Consider the following 18,000-nt stretch of genomic DNA (forward strand, 5'->3'; position numbering starts at 1 on the left):
GCGGGAATCCATTTTGCTTTTTGCGCTTAAGAGCCAAGAGCGTTTCGTCCTCCTACGGAGGGCGAGTTACTTCTCTTTGCGTGGCGACCCAAGAGAAAGTGACTCGGGCGCCGAAGGCGCACGAAAGCCTTTGTTTTTCGTATCCCAACGTTGCGAACAACTGGCCACCGCTGACGAGGAGCGGCTGAAACGCCCTCAACCCGCCACCGGCACCCCATCGATCAACCGCCTAGCCAACCGCGGCTGACGAATCTGCTCCAACCACCAGGCCAGCGCGCGACCGTCATGGTCACCGCGCCACGCGGCATAGAGCACATTCGGTTCGCGCGGATCTGCCATTGCCTTTTCCAGCAGTGCGCCGCTTTTGAGCAGCGCCGAGACGCGATGACGCGGCAGCCAGCCCACGCCCAGGCCGTCGCGCTGGGCGAGGATCTTCGCGCGCATGCTGGGCACCGCCAGCGTCGCCTGGCCACCGACCACGCCATAGCCGCGGCTTGCGCTGCGCGCCGAGTCGGCCACCACGATCGAGCGGTGCGCGCCCACCGCATCCTGCGTCAGCGGCTCGGCGGCCTTGGCCAGCGGATGTCGCGGCGACACGGCGAATACCCAGTCCATGCGGCCGAGTTCGAACCAGCGCAGCTGCGCGATCGCCGGGGGCTCGTTGGTGGCGCCCACGATGAGGTCGGCGCGCCCTTCGCGCAGCGCTTCCCAGGTGCCGCCCAGCACCTCGTGGGTGATGCGCAGGCTCACGCCCGATTCGAGCTTGTCGAACGCGCGGATCACCGGCAGCAGCGTCTCGAACTCCAGTACTTCGTCGGTGACGATGTGCAGCCGGTCTTCCCAGCCGCCGGCCACCTGCTTCACGCGGCGGGTGAGGCGCGTCACGTCGTGCATCAGTCGCGCGGCTTCCTGCGCCAGCAGGTGGCCGGCCGGGGTGAGTTGCAGGCGATAGCGGCGGCGGTCGAACAGCAGGGCGTCGAAGCGCGCCTCCAGCTGGCGCGCGGCGTGCGACACGGTGGATGGCGCTCGCCCCAGTCGGGCGGCGGCGCGCGAGAGGCTGCCGGTCTCGCGGATGGCCTCCAGCAGGGCCAGTTCGTCCTCGGACAACATGTGCAACCTCTTCGAACGAGTTCGTCGACGCGATGGTACGGCATGGCGCAGGTGACGGCGCAGTATGGGCTCACGTTCAAAACCTCTTCCGAACGTCAACCCATCCAAGGAATTCGTCATGAACCGTTTTGCCAACAAATCCATCCTCGTCACCGGCGGCAGCAGTGGCATCGGCCTGGCCGCGGCCAAGGCCTTCGCCGCCGAAGGCGGCCGCGTGATCATCACCGGTCGCGACAGCGGCACGCTGGCCTCGGCGCTTTCCGAACTGGGTCCCAAGGCCATCGCCCTGCGCAACGATGCCGGCTCAGTGGTCCAGGCCCGGCAGCTGGCCAGCGATCTGGCCGCGCAATCGATCCGGCTCGACGGCGTGTTCATCAACGCCGGCAGCGCGAAGTTCGCCCCGTTCGAGGCGGTGGACGAGGCGCTGTGGGACCAGGTGTTCGACACCAACGTGAAGGGCGCCTACTTCCAGCTGCAGGCGCTGCTGCCGCTGCTCAACAGCGGCGCGTCGATCGTCATCAACGGCTCGATCAATGCCCACATCGGCATGCCCAACTCCTCGGTGTATGCGGCGAGCAAGGCGGCATTGATCACGCTGGCCAAGACGCTCTCGGCCGAGCTGCTGTCGCGCGGCGTGCGCGTGAACGTGGTGAGCCCGGGGCCGGTGTCCACGCCGCTGTACGGCAAGCTGGGCCTCGATCAGGCCACGCTGGAAGCCACTGCCGCGCAGATCCAGGCGCAGGTGCCGCTGGGCCGCTTCGGCACGCCGGAGGAGATCGCCTCCACCGTGCTGCACCTGGCCTCGCCCGAGTCGGCGTTCATTGTCGGCAGCGAGATCATCGTCGATGGCGGCATGAGCCAGCTGTAAGCGTCCGTGGCAGAAGAAATGAGCCCGGGCATCGCGTGATGCCCGGGCTCTTCGCGTACGGCAGATGTCTCAGGCGACCTTGGGGAAATCCAGCGTGGTGTCGTTGATGCGATTGACCATGTTGGTGAACAGGATCGCGCTGACCACCAGCGGGATCTCCACCAGCTGGCGATCGGTGAAGCCGACGGCCTTCAGCGCATCCACCGCGCTCGCGTCCAGCGTGCCGCGCTGGTTCACCAGGTCAAGCGCGAACTTCACCAGAGCATCAATGCGGGCGTCTCTGGCGAAGCCGCCGGCACGCAGTTCGCGGGTCTGCTCGGCGCTGTAGCCGGCGAGCTTGCCGGTCATCGTGTGGGCCGCGACACAGTAGTCACAGCCAGTGGCTTCGCTCACCGCCAGGTTGATCGCCTCCTGCTCGAGACGCGACAGCGTGCTGCGGCCCAGGGTGGCGCCGGTGTTCAGCACATGGGCCAGTACGTCCGGCGAGTTGCCGCCGAGAGTGGCGTAAAGGTTCGGTACCTTCCCGACCTTGCTCTTGACGCTAGCGAACAGCGCGGCGGCCTCGCCGGTGGCCTGGTCGACGGCGGGGGTGTTCAGACGGGTCATGACGGTTTCTCCTTGGGAAAGTGATGGCGTTTGCCGTGGGCGTCCGCCGGTGGAGAAAATGCTAGGCACCGAGGCCCGGCTGTCGTGTTCCGGGCGTCTCGATCCTTGTCGCGTTCGTCTCAGGTGGCCGATGGACAGTTTGAGTGCACTGGTGGCGTCAATGGGCCTGAAGGGCCGGGTCGACCTGTTGTGCCGGTTCGCCGGACAGTGGTCGGTGCCGCAGTCGGCCGCGCCACCGGGGCAGTTGCCATACCACGTGGTGCTGGCGGGCGAGGGCGTACTGGAAGTCGGGCGCGAGCGGCGTCCCTTCGTTGCTGGCGACCTGGTGCTGTTCCCGCGCGGCAGCGCGCACACGATGCGCCATGCCGACGGTGCCACCGCCGCCTTCAATGAGGTGCGCCGGCCGCTGGGGCGCATCGTCGAGGTGACCAGCGACGCACCACGCAGCGAATTCGACGTGCTTTGTGGCACGTTCGATCTGGGCCAGCACCACGCGCTGTTGCTGCGGGCGCTGCCCGAGGTGGTGCACCTTTCCACCCACGGCCGCGACGACTATGCCGGCCTGCACGCTCTGATGCGGATGATGCGCCACGAGAGTGTGCAGGCCTCGCCCGGCGGCGATGTGGTGATCACGCATCTGTCGGCATCGCTGTTCACCCTGGTGGTGCGCACCTTGATCGCCGAGGGCACGCTGCGCGAAGGCCTGCTGGCGCTATTGGCGGATGACCGCGTGGCACCGGCGCTGGCCGCGGTGATCGCTGCGCCGGCCGAGGCGTGGACGCTGGAGCGGCTCGCCGAGGCCAGCCGGATGTCGCGCGCCAGCTTCGCTCGGCACTTTGCCGGGCTGTCGTCGATGACGCCGATGGATGTGGTCACCGCACTGCGCATGGACCTGGCTGCGCGCCTGCTGCGCGAGACGCCGCGTCCGATCGAGCTGGTCGGCGAAGCCTGCGGCTACGCCTCGCGCGCCGCGTTCGGACAGGCTTTCAAGCGCGTACACGGGACCAGTCCGGCGGCGTGGCGGCGGGGTACCGACACCGCGAAAGCCTGACTGGCGCCGACCGCCCGCCGCGCGCAGACTCTGGCGATTACCGACCGATCCCGAGCAGGAGTTTCCGTCATGCAACGTCCACCGCTCCCGCCGTTTGACGCATCCACCGCGGTCCAGAAGGTCCGCATGGCCGAGGACGCCTGGAACGGCCGCGATCCGGCCAGGGTGGCGCTGGCCTATTCGGCCGACAGCCGCTGGCGCAACCGTGCCGAATTCCTCGAGGGGCGCGAGGCGATCGAGGCCTTCCTCATCCGCAAGTGGCAGCGCGAGCTGGACTATCGGCTGATCAAGGAGTTGTGGGCCTTCCGCGACAACCGCATCGCGGTGCGCTTCGCCTACGAGTTCCACGACGACAGCGGCCAGTGGTACCGCGCCTACGGCAACGAAAACTGGGAGTTCGACGAGCACGGTTTGATGCGCCTGCGCATCGCCAGCATCAACGACCTGCCGATCGCCGAGGCCGATCGCAAGTACCACTGGCCGCAAGGTCGTCGGCCCGACGATCATCCGGGCTTGAGCGAGCTCGGGCTGTAGCCGGAGGGCACATGGAGAACCAGTTGAACCGCGCCCTGAAGAAGCGGTTGATGTACCTGGAAAACAAGGATGGCGCTATCGACGGCGTGCCGGTCCGTATCGGCTGGGTGACGTTCCCCCGCAGCGGCCGGTCGGTGCGTTACCGCGGCCGCGTGCTGCTGCGGGTCGGTGGGCGCGGGCTGCGTGGCAACTACATCGACGAAGCCAGCGGCGAAGAGTTCTGGGTCTCTGGCGTGAAGCGCCGTGGCAGCAACGTCGACCCGCACCGGCCGGTCGCCGTTTGCGTGGGCGAGGATGCCCACGATGCCTGCGCGCGGTCGCGGCGCGATCCGCTGGCTGCCGTGTGATCGGTCCGGAGGCGGCATGGGAGGCGACGTTTCCGGAGGCGCGATCGTCAATCCGCGCCTTCGCTGACGATGGCTGCCTGAAGGTGCCGTCCGTGCTGGACCGCGAAACCTGTGGGTGTGCCGCGCAGTGGCTGGACGGTGCATCTTCCGGTGCGGGGACGCGTCAGGCACTGTCGTTTCCCTGGATGACGCCCATCGTGCAGGCGGTGCGCCGTCACCCTTCGATAGCTGGCTTGTTGCCGCCAGGTGCGGTTGCGGTGCAGTGCACCCTGTTCCGCAAGTCGATCGGGCACAACTGGCTGGTCGCGATGCACCAGGATCTGTCGATCCCGGTACGCGAGCATGTCGCTGCCGGCGGTCTGCGCGGCTGGTCGAAAAAGGAAGGCGCCTGGTTCGTGCAGGCGCCGCAGGATGTCCTGGAGGCGATGGTCGCGGTGCGCCTGCATCTCGACGACTGCGGGCCGGCGGACGGGCCGCTGCGGGTGATCGCCGGCTCGCATCGCCAGGGCATCATCCCCCGGGCGGTGCCGCTGGGCGATTACGGTGCGATGCGCGAGTGCATCGCGGTGACTGGTGATGCCTGGGTGATGCGGCCGCTGCTGCTGCACGCCTCGTCCAGGGCGGGTGGCTCCAGTGCGCGACGGGTGTTGCACCTCCTGTTCGGTCCGCCTGAACTGCCGCTGGGGCTGCGCTGGCGCGAAACGGTCTGACGCCGACGGTGAGCGGTTCCCGCCGCCGGCGTCCGGTGGCGCTACCTGGCCTCGAGGATCTTCTTCAGGTTGTCGAGGCCTGACTGGTAGACGCCGGCGATGGCGGTGGTGGCGGTCTCGTCGTCCGCGTCGGCGGCGGGGTGGTCGCCGGTGTCCTTGCGCTTGAAGGTGCCGGACCAGGTGACCTTGCTGGTGTCCTTGCCGATGGCGACCACGTGCAGGGTGGAGTGGTAGTCGCTCACCGGCAGCACGCCGCCGAGGATGGTATAGCCGAAACGGCGGTGCGCGTCGTCGAAGCTCAGCAGCTTCTCGTGCACCCAGCCGCCGTTGCCCAGGGTGAGCTTGCGTTCGGCGCCTGGATGATGGTCTGTGCCAGCGACGATGTCGTCCGTGGCGACGGCCGGGTGCCAGGTGTTCAGTCCACCGAAGTCCCTGACCTTGGCCCACACCGTGGCGGCGGGTGCGTGGATGGTGACGCTCTTGCTGACCTGGAGCGTGGGTGCGGCGGCGAGCGCCAGTCCGGACACCAGGACGAGCGCGGCGGCAAGCATGCGGATACGGTTCACGGTGTTCCTCCCTCGATGGATGGACGCCGGCATGGGCCATGCACTGCGGGTCGGCCATTCGCCGGGCCCGTGGAATCTGGCACAGGACGGCAAGGGTGGCGTGAAATCCGGCCCCCGACCTTGGTCGGATGTCGCAGATTGCGACATCGCAAGTGCTTGCGTCACATGCGATGTGTGGCCGTATGGACGTCCAGATGAATTCAGTCGCCCGATGGTGTCCGCGTGGTCGTCAGTCGTGGTCCCTTGGCCAGAGTCTGGTACACCACGCAGTAGCGCTCGGTGAGGCGGAGCAGGGTGTCGAGCTGTTCGTCATCGGCGTCGGTGTCGAGCAGGAAGTGCAGGCGGATCGCGGTGAGGCCGACCGGCGCGGCCTTGTCCACGCCCAGCGTGCCGCGGAAGTCGAGGTCGCCCTCCGCCTGCACGGTGGCGTCGCGCAGCACGATGCCCAGCGCCGTGGCCACCGCGTTGAGGGTGACGCCGGCACAGGCCACCAGGGCCTCCAGCAGCATGTCGCCGGAGCATGCCGACAGGCCGTTGCCGCCGGTGGCCGGGTGCAGGCCCGCCTCCACCAGGGCGCGGCCGGTATCCACCCGGCAGGTCACGCCTTCGCCCAGTCGTCCCTCGGCGCGCAAGGTGATCAGCGCCGCACGCGGCGATTCCCGGTAGTGCTGCTTCAGCGGGGCCTGCACGGCCTTCAGCTCGTCGGCATTCACGGGGCGGCTCCTCCGGATGGAGCCGGCAGCTTACGCCGGGGAGGCCTGTCGAAGGGACCGGTGGCTACTCCCAGCGGATATTCGCGACACCGAGGATGCCGGGTACGATCGCTTCGACGTGACGCCACACTGCATCCAGCGCTTCACGGTGGCGTTGCTTCCCGAACAGCCGGCCTGCCAGTGACGACTCGACTGCAGGGAAAAGGGCTCCACTCGGTCGTGGATCCATCGAGGTTGCCGCAGCCAAGCCAGCGCAGGAACGGCTTGCGGGTCACGATGACTAGCCAGCCGAAGTCCTCGGCAATCACGCCCTCGGTGATCACGCCGCGAGCCTCCAGGCGTTGCTGCATCCATCGCGCAAGAGCCTCGCCGTAGCGGCCGGGGTGGGTGGCCTCGTCCTCGTCGGCCCGGATCCCGAAGAACCCGGTATCGAAGGTCACTTGCGGTGTCGATCCGTTATTTCCCATCGTCGCTTTCCTGCCGTGGTTCAGTCGGTCGGTCTCCCGTTTACCACGCCGATGCCATCCGGCATCTGCGGAGACGGGTCTCGGGCCTGGCCATTCACCATGCTCCGCAGAACCCCGTCGCGCCGGATCAGCCCGTGGTACAGCGCCGCGCCCATGTGCGCGAGGAAGGTGAGGAACAGCAGATACGCGAACGCGCCGTGCGCGGTGCGCAGCCAGGCGAAGGCCAGCGCGTTCTCGGGCAGGATCGCCGGCAGACGCAGGCTGTGCGAGAGCATCACCGGGTAGCCGCCGGCCGAGAGCATCGCCCAGCCGATCAGCGGCATGGCGATCATCAGCGCGTACAGCAGCCAGTGCGAGAGATGCGCGGCGAGCTTCTGCAGCGCAGGCAGGTCGGCGGGCAAGGGCGGCGGCGGATTTCGTAGCCGTACGACGAGCCGCGCGATTGCCAGCAACAGGATCGCAATCCCCAGCGGCTTGTGGATCGCCAGCAGCCACTGATGCTTCTCGCTCACCGTGGCGACCATGCCGACGCCGATGAACAGCATCGCCAGGATCAGCGCGGCCATCGTCCAGTGCAGCACGCGCGCAGGCAGGCTGAAGGTGGTGCGGATCGTGCTCATCGGCTGGCCTCCGGCTGGGCGTGGGTGGGTACGGTGGTGCCCGGGACATGCGCTTCCTCGCTGGTGCGGCGCAGGTAGGAGTCGGAATAGGCGGCCGAGCGTGCGGGCAGCAGCGGGTCGTCGGAGAGGGCGATGCCGGCGGGCAGCACGGTGGGGTCGTAGTTGATGTCGCGGCACGGGCCGCTGTCCTGCGGCTGTTCGCTGGTGAGCACCAGGGTGCCGGCGTCGATCGTGGTGCGGTCGTTCGGCCACGCCTTGGTGGCGTCGTCGGTCGGATCGCCGGGGTTGGCCAGGGTCACCAGCAGGTGCCAGCGCTGCGGACCTGAGGCGAGCCGTTGCCTGAGATCGCCGATCAGGTAGTCGTCGCTGGCGGGGGCGGGTTGCGCATCAGTCGCTTCGGGAACCACGCGCCAGCGCACGGCCTGGCGCTGGCCCGTGGCATCGATGAAGTAGAACGCGTCGATGCCGAAATAGCTCTCGGTGACAAAGCTGGCCGACGGCTTGGCGGTCTTCGCCCAGGCGCGGAACGCGGCGGTCTCCGGATGCGCGGCGAAGAACGCGGCCAGCCTGGCCGGTTCCGGCTTTCCAGTGGCCGGGTCTTTCTCGCCGGCTACCTGCAGCGCGTAGAACGCCTGCGGCGTGGCCACCGGGAACACCGGCATGCTGTTCATGCCGGTGCGCCACTGCTGGCCGTCCGACAGGTTGAAGCGCAGCGCCAGGCTGCGGATCGGCACGCTGCCGTCCGGCGCATACGGGTTGCCGCCGGGAATCGCGAAGCGACCCACCACCGGGGTGCGGCCGACGGCGAACACCGAGGCGGTGGAATACGCGCTGGCCTTGCCGTCGCCCTCGAAGTAGCCGGCCACGCACACGCCCTTGGCGTGGTTGCGGCGGTAGCCGGGATGCACGCCACCGCCGTTGCGCTGCAGTTCGTCGACCAGGCGCTGCGCGGTGAGCCGGTGCGGCGTCAGCCAGCCGCCGACATAGGCGAAGGCACCGCCGGCCACGACGACGGCGGCGGCGATGAGCGCCCAGCGCAGGCTGTTGCGTGGCGGGCGGGAAAACGGTTGGGGATCGTGCATGGAAGGCGCTCCGGGCTGGGTCGGCGTTGGTGGGGACTCCAGCCAGACGCCGGTCGCGCGGATTTATTCCTTCGCCATGGAATAATTTCCTTTCTGCGGCGTCCTGCATGGCGAAACCACTGCGGCCCGATCCATGTCCGTCCACGCCTTCGACGACCAGCTCAGCGAACTGTTGCCGCGCCTGCGGCGCTTCGCACTGTGGCTGACCCGCGACCTGTCCAGCGCCGACGACCTGGTGCAGTCCACGATGGAGCGTGCGCTGTCCACGCGCGCCGCCAGGCGCGACGACGGCGACCTGCGCGCCTGGCTGTTCCGCATCCTCTATCGGCAGTTCCTCGACGCACGGCGCCGCGCACAGCGTTACGCCTGGCTGCTCGGCCGCCTGCGCGAGGACGATGAGCCGCAGTGGCCTTCGGCCGAGCGCGAAGTGCTGGCACAGTCGGCGCTGGCCGCCTTCGAACACCTCACCCCCGAACAGCGCAGCCTGCTGCTGTGGGTGACGGTGGAGGGCCTGAGCTACCAGCAGGTCGCGGACATCCTCGAGGTGCCGATCGGCACCGTGATGTCGCGCCTGTCGCGCGCGCGCCAGGCGATGCGCCGGCATGGCGAGGGCGAACAACCCACCCCTTCGTTGCGGTTACTCAGATGAACACACCTCCCAGCGAACACGACATCCATGCCTACGTCGACGGCCGCCTCGAGGGCACCCAACGCGAGGCCGTGGAACGTTATCTGGCGCGCCTCCCGGAGCGCGCCGCCGAGGTGCAGGGCTGGCTGCGCGATGCGCAGCGCCTGCGTGCGGCGATCGGCGGCACCCAGGGGCTGTCAGACAACGGCGCGCTGCACCCCGGCGTGGTGCGCGCACGTCGCCGCCAGCGCCGGATCGCGCGGCTGTCGCTGGCCGCCGCCGTCGTGCTGTGCCTCGGGCTGGGCGGCGTCGGCGGCTGGCAGGTACGCGGCATGCGCAGCGACATCGCCGTCGCGCCGATGGCCGACGCGATGGCGGCTTACCGACTGGTGGCCCTGGACCATGCCGCACGCCCCGACGTGGTGCCGCAGCGCGCCGGCGACATGCAGGCCTGGCTGGACGCGCACTTCGAACATGCCGCGCGCCTGCCTGACCTCAGCGGCGCCGGCTTCCATGCCGTCGGCGGTCGCCTGTTCGCCACCGACCAGGGGCCGGCCGCGATGGTGCTGTACGAGGATGCGGCCGGCCACGCGATCAGCTTCTACGTGCGCCCGCCGGGGCCGCGCAACCACCTGCTGCCCACCGGCCAGCGCAGCGACGGCGGACTGGTGGCGCAGTACTGGTCCGGCCAGGGCTACAACTACGCCATGGTCAGCCGCGACGACGGTGTGGATCGGCAAGTGGCGGCACAGGCGCGACAACGGTCGATCTAGCGCTTGTCCGCTGAACCCGGGAACCGCTCCGCCAGCAGCTCGAGCAGGCTGCGCAGCCGGGTCAGCCGTTTCAGGTCCTTGTGATAGCCGATCCAGGTGTCGCGCGAAGGCGGCGGTTCGCCGAGCGCGATGCGCCTCAGTTCGGCGAACGCGTCGCCCAGCGCGGTGGGTAGCACCGCGGCACCGGCGCCTTGCACGCACATGCGCGCCTGCACCTCGCGGCTGTTGCTGGTGAAGGCGACGCTGGCCTCCGGCATATGTTTCTTCAGCCACGCGACATCGGGCATGCCGCCGAACGCGGCGTTCATGGTGACCAGGCGCACACCGTGGCCGCCTTTGCGCGGGCGCGGCTGGTCACGGTGCATATAGAGTGCGTAGGGCATGCGCAGCAGGCGCCGCGCGATCACGTCCGGCTCGTCGAACGGCTTGATACGGAAGGCGAGGTCGGCCTCGCGTCGGGCCAGGCTGTACAGGCGGCTATCGGTCAGCAACTCCACCGTCACCACGGGATGCCGCCGCGTGAACTCGGCCAGCACCGGCGTCAGCACGTAACTGCCGAACCAGTCCGAGGCCGCCAGCCGCAGCTGGCCGCTCAGGGTGCTCTCGCGGCTGGCCAGTGCGCGCTCGAAGGCAAGGGCTTCTTCCTCCATGCGCTCGGCGCTGTCCATCACCGCCATGCCTTCGTCGGTGAGCACGAAGCCATCGGCGGTGCGCTGGAACAGCGTCTGTCCCACCGAGGCCTCCAGCGCGCGCAGACGCCGGCCCATGGTCGGCTGGGTCTGCCCGACCGCGCGCGCCGCAGCGCCCAGCGAACCCTCGCGTGCGATGGCGAGAAAGATGCGTACATCGCTCCAATCCATCGCCGACTCCAGCAGTGACAGTGCATGCATTTTTGCATGGATGGAAAACTAAAACGTCGATTTCCATGCATGTATATCGGGTCCACCATGGCTTCCACCTTCCTGATGGAGACCTCGCCATGAACCCGATTCCCGACACCATGCAAGCCGCCGTCGCCGAACAGATCGACACCCCGCTGCGCCTCGTGGACCTCGCCGTGCCGGTGCCCGGCCCGGGCCAGGTGCTGGTGCGCGTGGCCGCCGCCGGCCTCAATCCTTTGGACACCAAGATCCGCGCCGGCAAGGCCGCCCATGCACGCCATCCACTGCCGGCCGTGCTCGGCATCGACCTGGCCGGCACGGTGGTCGCCGTTGGTCCCGACGTCGATGGCTGGAGCGTCGGCGAAGAGGTCTACGGCATGACCGGCGGCGTCGGCGGCGTGCAGGGTTCGCTGGCCGAATACGCCGCAGTCGATGCCCGCTTGCTGGCGCGCAAGCCGGCATCGTTCTCGATGCGCCAGGCGGCGGCGCTGCCGCTGGGTTTCATCACCGCCTACGAGGGGCTGCTCGACCGCGCCCGCGTGCGTGCCGGCCAGCGCGTGCTGGTGCATGGCGGTGCGGGTGGCGTGGGGCATCTGGCGGTGCAGTTGGCGCAGGCCCACGGTGCGCAGGTGTTCGCCACCGGCGCTGCCGAAAGCCGGGAGGCGATCGAAGGCTACGGCGCCAGGGCGATCGACTACCGCACTACGGACGTGACCGACTACGTGCAGGCGCACACCGGCGGCGAGGGTTTCGACATCGTCTACGACACCGTCGGCAGCGCGACCCTGGATGCCTCGTTCGAGGCGGTAAAGCCGTACCACGGCCACGTGGTCAGCGCGCTGGGCTGGGGCACGCATGCGCTCGCGCCGCTGTCGTTCCGGGCCGCCACGTATTCGGGCGTGTTCACCCTGCGCCCGTTGCTCACCGGCGAGGGGCGCGCGCACCACGGCGAGATCCTGCGCGAGGCGACCCGGCTGGCCGACCGGGGCCAGCTGCGCACCCGCCTGGATCGGCGCGAGTTCTCGCTCGCGGCGGCGGAGCAGGCGTACCGCCTGATCGAGGAGGGCGCTGCGAACGGCAAGGTGGTGGTCACCGTGGCCGGCTGAGGCCGCGGATGGCTGGGGGCGGGCGAGCCGGTGCCACGCCAACTGGGGTAAGTTCGGCGCTGCCCACCGCCGCCGGCGGTAGCGGATCGATCCCGACGCATTACGGAGGCCCGTCCATGCACGCACGCACCGCCCGTCTCATCGGTGTCCTGCTTCTTCTTGTGAGGTGCTGTCCGGCTTTCGCCGGCGAGGCCGTGACCTTGCGCGCCGCCGATGGCGTGAGTGTCTTCGGCACGCTGAGCCCGGCCCGGCCGCACAACGACAAAGTGCTGCTGCTGTTCCACCAGGCCCGCGGCAGTCGCCACGAATACGACCCGCTGATCGCCCGGCTGAACCGACTCGGCTACGACACGCTGGCGATCGACCAGCGCTCCGGTGGCGACCTGTTCGGCGGCCACAACCAGACGGTGCAGGCACTGGGCCCGTCCGCCGGTTACCTGGATGCCGCACCCGACCTGGATGCCGCACTGGCCTGGGCGCGGGAGCGGCACTACGCCACCATCGTGGCGGTCGGCAGTTCCTATTCGTCGGCGCTGGTGATCCTGCTGGCCGCCCGCCATCCGCCGGGGCTCACGGCCATCGCCAGCTTCTCTCCGGGGGAGTACTTCGCCGACAAGGACCTGATCAAGGACGCGGCGGCCAAGGTGACGGTCCCGTTCTACATCACCACCGACCCGGCCGAGGCCGGCAACGTGGCCGAGGTATTGCGGAAGGCGCACGGCGACAACATCACGGACTACCGTCCCAGGGCCGGCGTCCACGGAGCATCGACCCTGGTCGAAGCGCGCGACCCGGCAGGCTACGCGGACAACCTCGAGAGCTTCGAGGCCTTTCTGCGCAGTCTGGGTCACTAGGTGCCACAGGCCGGCCAGGTCGCCGGTCGCGGCGAGGGAGTGGAGCTTGCCTACCGCACGAGGCGGCGCCTCCCGGCTCCCTTCGCCGCTAAACTGCAGGCATGATGCCGGTACCCGACCTGGGGGACATGGCTTGGGACCGCTCGATACCGACACACTGCTCAGCGTCTACCTGGCGTTGTCCGGGTTGACCGCATTGTTCACGCTGGCAGGCGGCTGGACCACCCGCAAGCCGGGTTTGTGGTTGTGGTCGGGCGCGTTCATGGCATCGCTGCTCAGCCAGGCGATCCGGCCGGAGATCACCGAGCTGTGGGGCGTGCAGGCATCGAAGCCGCCCGGACACCTCGGGGGCGTGTTGCAGGCGTTGCTGGTGCTCGCCGGCATGCGGGCTTTTCTGGGGCTGCGCATTTCATGGCTCGGCATCGCCGCGGTGTTTGCTGCAGTGGCAGTGTTTTCCTTCACCCTGCTCGCGACCGGGCAGACCCTGTGGTGGTCGCTGTCGGTCACCCAGGCCGTCGCTGGCCTTGCGATGGCACGGGCCGCGTGGCTCGCGTGGCAGGCGCGCCGGTCCGGCGGGAGTGGCGCGCTGGGGCTGATGGGTGCGGTGCTCGGTGCCGCGGCCCTGGTCGCGCTGGCCCGCGCTGTCTCGGTGTTGCCCATCGGCATGTCGACGGCGCGGCTCAACGTGGCCAACGAACACTGGCTGATGGCCACCCTGCTGCTGGTGGTGGCCGAGGGTTTCGCGATGCTGGTACTGGTAAACAGCTCGTTGCGCGACGAGCTGGCGAAGCTGGCCGATTTCGATCCGCTCACCGGTCTGCTCAACCGGCGCGGCCTGCGCTCCCGGCTGGAGCGGATCATGCAGGCACCGATACCCCAGCACGCCCGTCCCGACATGGCAGTGGCGGTGCTGGACCTGGACGAATTCAAGGGAATCAACGACCGCTTCGGCCATCAGGTGGGTGACGAGGTGCTGGCCGAAGTCGCACGTCGCCTGCACGCGGGGTCCGGTCCGGGCGACCTGGTGGCCCGCACCGGTGGCGAGGAGTTCATGCTGATATGGACCGCCGCCGGCAGTCAGGCCGGCACGGTCGGCGAGCAGATCCGCGCACTCGTGGCCGGCAGCCCGGTGCCCAGCCAGGTCGGCGACGTGGGCGTCACCACCAGCGTGGGCATCGCCACCGGACCATGGCAGGGCAACGAGAGTTTCGAGGGGCTGGTGCGACGGGCCGATCACGCCCTGTACGCGGCCAAGCGTGGCGGGCGCAACCGCGTGGTGCAGGGCTGAATCGCCCGTCCCGGGCGATCGTCAGACCACCAGCCGGGCCAGCTTGTAGCTTTCGCCATCCGCAGCCACCACACGCAGTGGCAGTTCCTTCGCCAGGGCCAGCAGGTCGGCTGCCGAGAGCTGACCGCGGGTGAGGTCGACGGTGGTGCGGGGCAGTCCGTCGATGGCGATCGCGCCGCGCTTGTGGGGTTCGGCGATGATCTGCTTGTTGGCGATGTCGACGCGGCCGGCCATCAGCAGGCGCATGTCCTGGATCAGGTATGCGGCCAGTGCATCGTCCGCGATGTCCCGGCCGGGGATGTCGAGCCGGAAATCCTGCGCGGACAGGCTGCCGCCGTTGGTGAAATGGACAACGAAGTCGAACTTGACGCGGTAGTCGGTCATGGCTTGCGGTTGCTCGATGCCAGGGCTTCGTGCGGGCACCTCGCCACGCACGGGATGCCCGATTCCAGGGGATGTTCGCGCGCGGATTCCCGATCCGGTGAGGTCACTGCTAGGACCGGCACGCCACCGAGTTCGCAGGAAACGGCGCGGGCGACGACATGGTGCACAGACGGCATCCGTGTCGCGACTAGGCCTTCCTTACGAACTCCGATTTGAGGCTCATCGGGCCGATGCCGTCGATCTTGCAGTCGATGTCGTGATCGCCCTCGACGAGGCGGATGTTCTTGACCTTGGTGCCGACCTTCACCACCAGCGAGGAGCCTTTCACTTTCAGGTCCTTGATCACGGTGATGGTGTCCCCGTCGTTGAGCACGTTGCCGTTCGCGTCGCGCACCACGCGCGTGTCGGCCCCCGCAGTGGGTTCGCCCGCGGTCCACTCATGGCCGCACTCGGGGCAGACCAGCAGGTTGCGGTCCTCGTAGGTATAGGCGGACTGGCATTGCGGACAGGGCGGGAGGGTACTCATCGGGCGGGGCTCGTCGGACGGGGCAGGGGCACGGCGCGGGGCTGGCCGGGGCATGGAGTATGGGCGGAGGCTCCGCATGCCCACAAGCCGGCGGCCGCCGGGACGCCCGGTGCTCCGGGCACCCTCCCGGAACACGGAAGGTGCGGCAGGGACCGCGCCTTGGGTCGACGCAGGATCGGAACAGTCGCACAGCGGCGCTGCTCGTCCGGTAGAACGGGGCGGGAACGATGGCTCGCCCGCGTGGATGGGAGGGGCCCCGGTAGACCGCGACAAGACCGATACCTGACTGAGCTGAAGTTCAGGAAAGTCCGGTTCTTGACGGACTGTGAGCTCCTCGGCGAGCCAGCCTGGTTATTGGACCGGTGAAGGCGCGGGGTGAGGGTTGGTCTCGACGAGCCCATAGCTTTTCAGGCGCTCGAACAGCAGATCGGTCCTCAGCCCCGCCTGGTACGCCGCAATGAAGTCAGCGCGCGCTTTGTCGAACGCCCGGATACGCTCATAGGAAATGCCGCGGTTGTAGTGGGCCTCGCCATTGGCCGGCGCGATAGCCAGTGCTTTGGAGTAGTCGGCCAAGGCGTGGGCTGTCTCGCCGAGATCGTCGTACGCATTGCCGCGGTTGATGTAATCCTCCTCCACATCCGCCGGATGCAGAGCGATCGACTGGTTGAACGCGGTGACGGCCTCAGCAGGCTGATGATTGCGCCGATAGGCAATGCCGATGTTTCGATAGGTCTGCGCCAGTGACGCCTGCTGCAGGTGGCCTTCCTTGATGCACGCGCGGAAAAGCTCAATGGCGCGCTGGTGTTGACCGGCTTCGGTGGCATCCCAGCCGCGGTAGCAAAGGCCAAGGTCCTCTGCAGATGCGATTGCTGGAACGAGCATGCAGCCGAGAAGGACAGGTACGACGAAACGCATAGCGACTCCTTTCGCTGGCAGAGGCCATCGCCGCGCCGGCGGCGATGGTTACGGGTCATCGGTTGCCCGGGTTCTACCGCATTCTGCGGCCGCCGCATGGCGTGATGAAGAGGGTTTGGCTGTCACTCCGGAAGGCGATTTCCGGCATGCCGTGTCACCGGGCCGGATGCCCACGCTCTTCCTGCAGCCGGGTCAGCTCGGCCAGCAGGTCGGCACGGCGGACGCGCGCATCGAGCAGGTAGACCTGCACGTCGTGCGGACCGACGGTGGCGTCGAGCATGCCGCCATCGCCGATGGCGACCGGCGGCCCGTCGCCGAGCAGCGGCTGCCACGTGCCCGACTGCAGCCACTGGCCGACCTTGAAGTCGGCCGGCTGGTCGCCCTTGTTCAGCAGCACCAGCGCGATCTGGTGGACCTTGCCCTGCTGGTAGACGCGGTAGAACGACGCCTGCTGGCCGGCGAAGCGGATCGGCAGCATCAGGCCGCGCTGCAGCGCCGGCATCTTCGCGCGCAGCATGGCGATGCGCTTGAGGTGCTGGTAGATCGGGCTCTTCGGCGCATTGTCGATGCGCTGTTGGCCGAAGTAGTTGCGGTTGCCCTCGTGCTCGGCCTTGCCGCGTTCGAAGCCGATCTCCGAGCCGTAGTAGATCGCCGGGATGCCGCGGGCGGTGAACAGGAAGTTGTTGGCGTCGATGAAGCCGTCGTCGCTGGCGTTGAGCCGCGCCATGTCGTGGTTGTCGTAGAAGGTCACCAGCTCGTACGGGTTCTGGTACGGGCCATTGGTGAGGTAGAGACGGTCCAGGATCTGCGCGTAGTCGCTGTGCGGGTGCTCGAACACCTCGCCCAGTCGTCCGCGTAGCGGGAAGTCGAGCACGCTGATGCCGCCGTTCTGTGGCCAGGTGAACTTGCCGATGTTGTCCGGGCTGTAGTCGAACGCCTCGCCGTACATGAAGAAGCCCGGGTGCTTGGCACGGATGCGCGCGCTGAATTGCTTCCAGAACGTGGTCGACATGTGGCTGATGGTGTCGATGCGGAACGCATCGCTGCCCTGGTCGATCCACTGCAGGTAGGCGCCGACGAAGTAGTCGAGCACGGCCGGATTCTGGTCGTCGTTGTTGGACAGCTGCACCAGGTCGTCGTACGCGTGGTAGAAGCGGTGCAGCGGGTTGCGCACCGGGTCCAGCTGGTACGGCGGCAGGTTCTGCTCGTCGGCGACGAGCTTTCCGTCCCGGTCGAAGATCTGCCCGAACTGCGGCTGCTTCACCGGCATGGTGAAGGCCGGCGAGCCGTGGTTGAGAACGATGTCCTGGACCACCTTCAGGCCGGCCTCGTGCATGCCTGCAGTGAACTGGCGATAGTCGAGATCCTTGCTTGGCAGGTGCTCGTCGACCTTGTAGAAGTTCACGCCCCAGTAGCCGTGGTAGCCGGTCTTGCCGCGGTCGGTGAACTTCGAGCCCCAGCTCACCGGGTCGCCGCCGGTGAAGGCCTCGTCCGGGTTGTCGACGATCGGGGTGATCCACACCGCGCCGAAGCCCATGCCCTTGATGTAGCCGGCGTTGTCCAGCACGCCCCTGAAGTCGCCGCCGAGGTAGCCGATGTTCGCGCTCTCGCCCTTCGGCGCACCGGGCACCGGGATGTCCCAGGTCGGATGCGCACCGCCCTGGTCGCGGTGGTCGTTGGCGGTGTCGCCGTCGACGAAGCGGTCGGTCAGCACGAAGTAGATCGCGTTGGACGCCATCGGCGCGTCCGTGCCGACGAAGACCGGCGCCTTGGCCGGCGCGGCCGCGTGGGCGAGCCCGCAGGCGAGGGTGGCGACGAGGGCGGGGAGCAGGCGTTTGGCGATCATGGTCCGGTTTCCGTGGTGCGGTGTTTTTTTGTAGGAGCCCGCTCGCGGGCGATGCTCTTGCTCCTGATCCACATCGAAGCAAAAAGCCAAGAGCATCGCCCGCGAGCGGGCTCCTACATGCGGTC

At 68.4% G+C, this 18,000-nt stretch carries 22 protein-coding genes; 10 read left to right on the forward strand and 12 right to left on the reverse strand.

The window, feature by feature from the left end; all coding sequences use genetic code 11:
- Positions 1-195 precede the first annotated feature (195 nt).
- Positions 196-1,110 (reverse strand): LysR family transcriptional regulator, encoded by a 915-nt coding sequence (locus NC595_RS06385; RefSeq protein ID WP_253565452.1) that lies wholly within the window; start codon positions 1,108-1,110, stop codon positions 196-198.
- Between the two features lie 118 nt (positions 1,111-1,228).
- Here NC595_RS06385 and NC595_RS06390 point away from each other — a divergent pair, with 118 nt between their 5' ends.
- Positions 1,229-1,978, forward strand: coding sequence for an SDR family oxidoreductase (locus NC595_RS06390; protein ID WP_253565453.1), 750 nt, complete (start codon positions 1,229-1,231; stop codon positions 1,976-1,978).
- 69 nt (positions 1,979-2,047) lie between these two features.
- Here NC595_RS06390 and NC595_RS06395 read toward each other — a convergent pair whose 3' ends face one another.
- Positions 2,048-2,584 (reverse strand): carboxymuconolactone decarboxylase family protein, encoded by a 537-nt coding sequence (locus tag NC595_RS06395; RefSeq protein ID WP_253565455.1) that lies wholly within the window; start codon positions 2,582-2,584, stop codon positions 2,048-2,050.
- Positions 2,585-2,714: 130 nt separating this feature from the next.
- Here NC595_RS06395 and NC595_RS06400 point away from each other — a divergent pair, with 130 nt between their 5' ends.
- The 4 genes from NC595_RS06400 to NC595_RS06415 all read left to right on the forward strand — a co-directional run bounded on the left by NC595_RS06400 (position 2,715) and on the right by NC595_RS06415 (position 5,226).
- The gene (locus tag NC595_RS06400) at positions 2,715-3,635 is read left to right on the forward strand and encodes an AraC family transcriptional regulator (RefSeq protein WP_253565456.1); all 921 of its coding nucleotides are present in this window, start codon (positions 2,715-2,717) and stop codon (positions 3,633-3,635) included.
- Positions 3,636-3,704: 69 nt separating this feature from the next.
- Entirely contained in the window at positions 3,705-4,169 is a 465-nt protein-coding gene (locus NC595_RS06405) for a nuclear transport factor 2 family protein (RefSeq protein ID WP_253565458.1), read from the forward strand.
- A gap of 11 nt (positions 4,170-4,180) precedes the next feature.
- On the forward strand, positions 4,181-4,516 hold the full coding sequence (locus tag NC595_RS06410) for a hypothetical protein (RefSeq protein ID WP_253565459.1): 336 nt from the start codon (positions 4,181-4,183) through the stop codon (positions 4,514-4,516).
- Positions 4,513-5,226, forward strand: a complete 714-nt coding sequence (locus NC595_RS06415) for a phytanoyl-CoA dioxygenase family protein (RefSeq protein ID WP_343214892.1) — start codon at positions 4,513-4,515, stop codon at positions 5,224-5,226. Before NC595_RS06410 ends, NC595_RS06415 begins: the two co-directional genes overlap by 4 nt.
- Positions 5,227-5,267: 41 nt before the next feature.
- Here NC595_RS06415 and NC595_RS06420 read toward each other — a convergent pair whose 3' ends face one another.
- The 5 genes from NC595_RS06420 to NC595_RS06440 form a co-directional block, all read right to left on the reverse strand.
- Complete coding sequence (locus NC595_RS06420; protein WP_253565462.1) at positions 5,268-5,792, reverse strand: SRPBCC family protein; 525 nt, start codon at positions 5,790-5,792, stop codon at positions 5,268-5,270.
- 200 nt (positions 5,793-5,992) lie between these two features.
- Positions 5,993-6,505: an OsmC family protein gene (locus NC595_RS06425; RefSeq protein ID WP_253565466.1), complete on the reverse strand. Its 513-nt coding sequence runs from the start codon at positions 6,503-6,505 to the stop codon at positions 5,993-5,995.
- A 143-nt stretch (positions 6,506-6,648) separates the two neighbouring features.
- Positions 6,649-6,945 (reverse strand): hypothetical protein, encoded by a 297-nt coding sequence (locus NC595_RS06430; protein WP_253565467.1) that lies wholly within the window; start codon positions 6,943-6,945, stop codon positions 6,649-6,651.
- A 47-nt stretch (positions 6,946-6,992) separates the two neighbouring features.
- Complete coding sequence (locus tag NC595_RS06435) at positions 6,993-7,592, reverse strand: cytochrome b (protein ID WP_253565468.1); 600 nt, start codon at positions 7,590-7,592, stop codon at positions 6,993-6,995.
- Entirely contained in the window at positions 7,589-8,674 is a 1,086-nt protein-coding gene (locus NC595_RS06440; RefSeq protein ID WP_253565469.1) for a catalase family peroxidase, read from the reverse strand. The genes NC595_RS06435 and NC595_RS06440 overlap by 4 nt, the downstream gene beginning before the upstream one ends.
- 133 nt (positions 8,675-8,807) lie before the next feature.
- On the opposite strand from NC595_RS06440, the gene NC595_RS06445 reads away from it, so the two are divergent.
- Both NC595_RS06445 and NC595_RS06450 read left to right on the forward strand, forming a co-directional pair.
- Positions 8,808-9,323, forward strand: a complete 516-nt coding sequence (locus tag NC595_RS06445; RefSeq protein WP_253565470.1) for an RNA polymerase sigma factor — start codon at positions 8,808-8,810, stop codon at positions 9,321-9,323.
- Positions 9,320-10,075, forward strand: a complete 756-nt coding sequence (locus NC595_RS06450) for an anti-sigma factor family protein (RefSeq protein ID WP_253565471.1) — start codon at positions 9,320-9,322, stop codon at positions 10,073-10,075. Before NC595_RS06445 ends, NC595_RS06450 begins: the two co-directional genes overlap by 4 nt.
- On the opposite strand, the gene NC595_RS06455 is transcribed toward NC595_RS06450, so the two are convergent.
- On the reverse strand, positions 10,072-10,965 hold the full coding sequence (locus tag NC595_RS06455; RefSeq protein WP_253565473.1) for a LysR family transcriptional regulator: 894 nt from the start codon (positions 10,963-10,965) through the stop codon (positions 10,072-10,074). The genes NC595_RS06450 and NC595_RS06455 overlap by 4 nt on opposite strands.
- Positions 10,966-11,054: 89 nt before the next feature.
- On the opposite strand from NC595_RS06455, the gene NC595_RS06460 reads away from it, so the two are divergent.
- The 3 genes from NC595_RS06460 (at position 11,055) to NC595_RS06470 (ending at position 14,204) form a co-directional block, all read left to right on the forward strand.
- Positions 11,055-12,062 carry a zinc-dependent alcohol dehydrogenase family protein gene (locus NC595_RS06460; protein ID WP_253565474.1) on the forward strand — a complete coding sequence of 336 codons (1,008 nt, stop codon included), beginning with the start codon at positions 11,055-11,057 and terminating at the stop codon, positions 12,060-12,062.
- 194 nt (positions 12,063-12,256) lie between these two features.
- Positions 12,257-12,916, forward strand: coding sequence for an alpha/beta hydrolase (locus tag NC595_RS06465; RefSeq protein WP_253565475.1), 660 nt, complete (start codon positions 12,257-12,259; stop codon positions 12,914-12,916).
- 133 nt (positions 12,917-13,049) lie between these two features.
- Entirely contained in the window at positions 13,050-14,204 is a 1,155-nt protein-coding gene (locus tag NC595_RS06470) for a GGDEF domain-containing protein (RefSeq protein WP_253565476.1), read from the forward strand.
- Between the two features lie 21 nt (positions 14,205-14,225).
- Here the strand turns inward: NC595_RS06470 and NC595_RS06475 are convergent, their stop codons facing one another.
- The 4 genes from NC595_RS06475 to NC595_RS06490 form a co-directional block, all read right to left on the reverse strand.
- Positions 14,226-14,588 carry a hypothetical protein gene (locus NC595_RS06475; RefSeq protein ID WP_253565478.1) on the reverse strand — a complete coding sequence of 121 codons (363 nt, stop codon included), beginning with the start codon at positions 14,586-14,588 and terminating at the stop codon, positions 14,226-14,228.
- Positions 14,589-14,775: 187 nt separating this feature from the next.
- A complete protein-coding gene (locus tag NC595_RS06480) occupies positions 14,776-15,114 on the reverse strand; it encodes a zinc ribbon domain-containing protein YjdM (protein WP_253565482.1) in 339 nt (112 codons plus the stop codon).
- Positions 15,115-15,465: 351 nt separating this feature from the next.
- A complete protein-coding gene (locus NC595_RS06485; RefSeq protein ID WP_253565484.1) occupies positions 15,466-16,029 on the reverse strand; it encodes a tetratricopeptide repeat protein in 564 nt (187 codons plus the stop codon).
- Between the two features lie 154 nt (positions 16,030-16,183).
- On the reverse strand, positions 16,184-17,875 hold the full coding sequence (locus NC595_RS06490) for an alpha-amylase family glycosyl hydrolase (protein ID WP_253565485.1): 1,692 nt from the start codon (positions 17,873-17,875) through the stop codon (positions 16,184-16,186).
- Positions 17,876-18,000: the final 125 nt, after the last annotated feature.

Origin of the sequence: Dyella lutea, assembly GCF_024158035.1 — a bacterium.
Lineage (GTDB): Bacteria > Pseudomonadota > Gammaproteobacteria > Xanthomonadales > Rhodanobacteraceae > Dyella_A > Dyella_A lutea.

What these genes read in the sequence shown, in the direction of transcription:
- NC595_RS06455 (WP_253565473.1), bottom strand. Translation starts at nt 10,965, where the DNA reads ATGCATGCACTGTCACTGCTGGAGTCGGCGATGGATTGGAGCGATGTA.
- NC595_RS06450 (WP_253565471.1), top strand. Translation starts at nt 9,320, where the DNA reads ATGAACACACCTCCCAGCGAACACGACATCCATGCCTACGTCGACGGC.
- NC595_RS06400 (WP_253565456.1), top strand. Translation starts at nt 2,715, where the DNA reads ATGGACAGTTTGAGTGCACTGGTGGCGTCAATGGGCCTGAAGGGCCGG.
- NC595_RS06475 (WP_253565478.1), bottom strand. Translation starts at nt 14,588, where the DNA reads ATGACCGACTACCGCGTCAAGTTCGACTTCGTTGTCCATTTCACCAAC.
- NC595_RS06485 (WP_253565484.1), bottom strand. Translation starts at nt 16,029, where the DNA reads ATGCGTTTCGTCGTACCTGTCCTTCTCGGCTGCATGCTCGTTCCAGCA.
- NC595_RS06480 (WP_253565482.1), bottom strand. Translation starts at nt 15,114, where the DNA reads ATGAGTACCCTCCCGCCCTGTCCGCAATGCCAGTCCGCCTATACCTAC.
- NC595_RS06405 (WP_253565458.1), top strand. Translation starts at nt 3,705, where the DNA reads ATGCAACGTCCACCGCTCCCGCCGTTTGACGCATCCACCGCGGTCCAG.
- NC595_RS06460 (WP_253565474.1), top strand. Translation starts at nt 11,055, where the DNA reads ATGAACCCGATTCCCGACACCATGCAAGCCGCCGTCGCCGAACAGATC.
- NC595_RS06435 (WP_253565468.1), bottom strand. Translation starts at nt 7,592, where the DNA reads ATGAGCACGATCCGCACCACCTTCAGCCTGCCTGCGCGCGTGCTGCAC.
- NC595_RS06390 (WP_253565453.1), top strand. Translation starts at nt 1,229, where the DNA reads ATGAACCGTTTTGCCAACAAATCCATCCTCGTCACCGGCGGCAGCAGT.
- NC595_RS06445 (WP_253565470.1), top strand. Translation starts at nt 8,808, where the DNA reads ATGTCCGTCCACGCCTTCGACGACCAGCTCAGCGAACTGTTGCCGCGC.
- NC595_RS06410 (WP_253565459.1), top strand. Translation starts at nt 4,181, where the DNA reads ATGGAGAACCAGTTGAACCGCGCCCTGAAGAAGCGGTTGATGTACCTG.
- NC595_RS06385 (WP_253565452.1), bottom strand. Translation starts at nt 1,110, where the DNA reads ATGTTGTCCGAGGACGAACTGGCCCTGCTGGAGGCCATCCGCGAGACC.
- NC595_RS06490 (WP_253565485.1), bottom strand. Translation starts at nt 17,875, where the DNA reads ATGATCGCCAAACGCCTGCTCCCCGCCCTCGTCGCCACCCTCGCCTGC.
- NC595_RS06395 (WP_253565455.1), bottom strand. Translation starts at nt 2,584, where the DNA reads ATGACCCGTCTGAACACCCCCGCCGTCGACCAGGCCACCGGCGAGGCC.
- NC595_RS06440 (WP_253565469.1), bottom strand. Translation starts at nt 8,674, where the DNA reads ATGCACGATCCCCAACCGTTTTCCCGCCCGCCACGCAACAGCCTGCGC.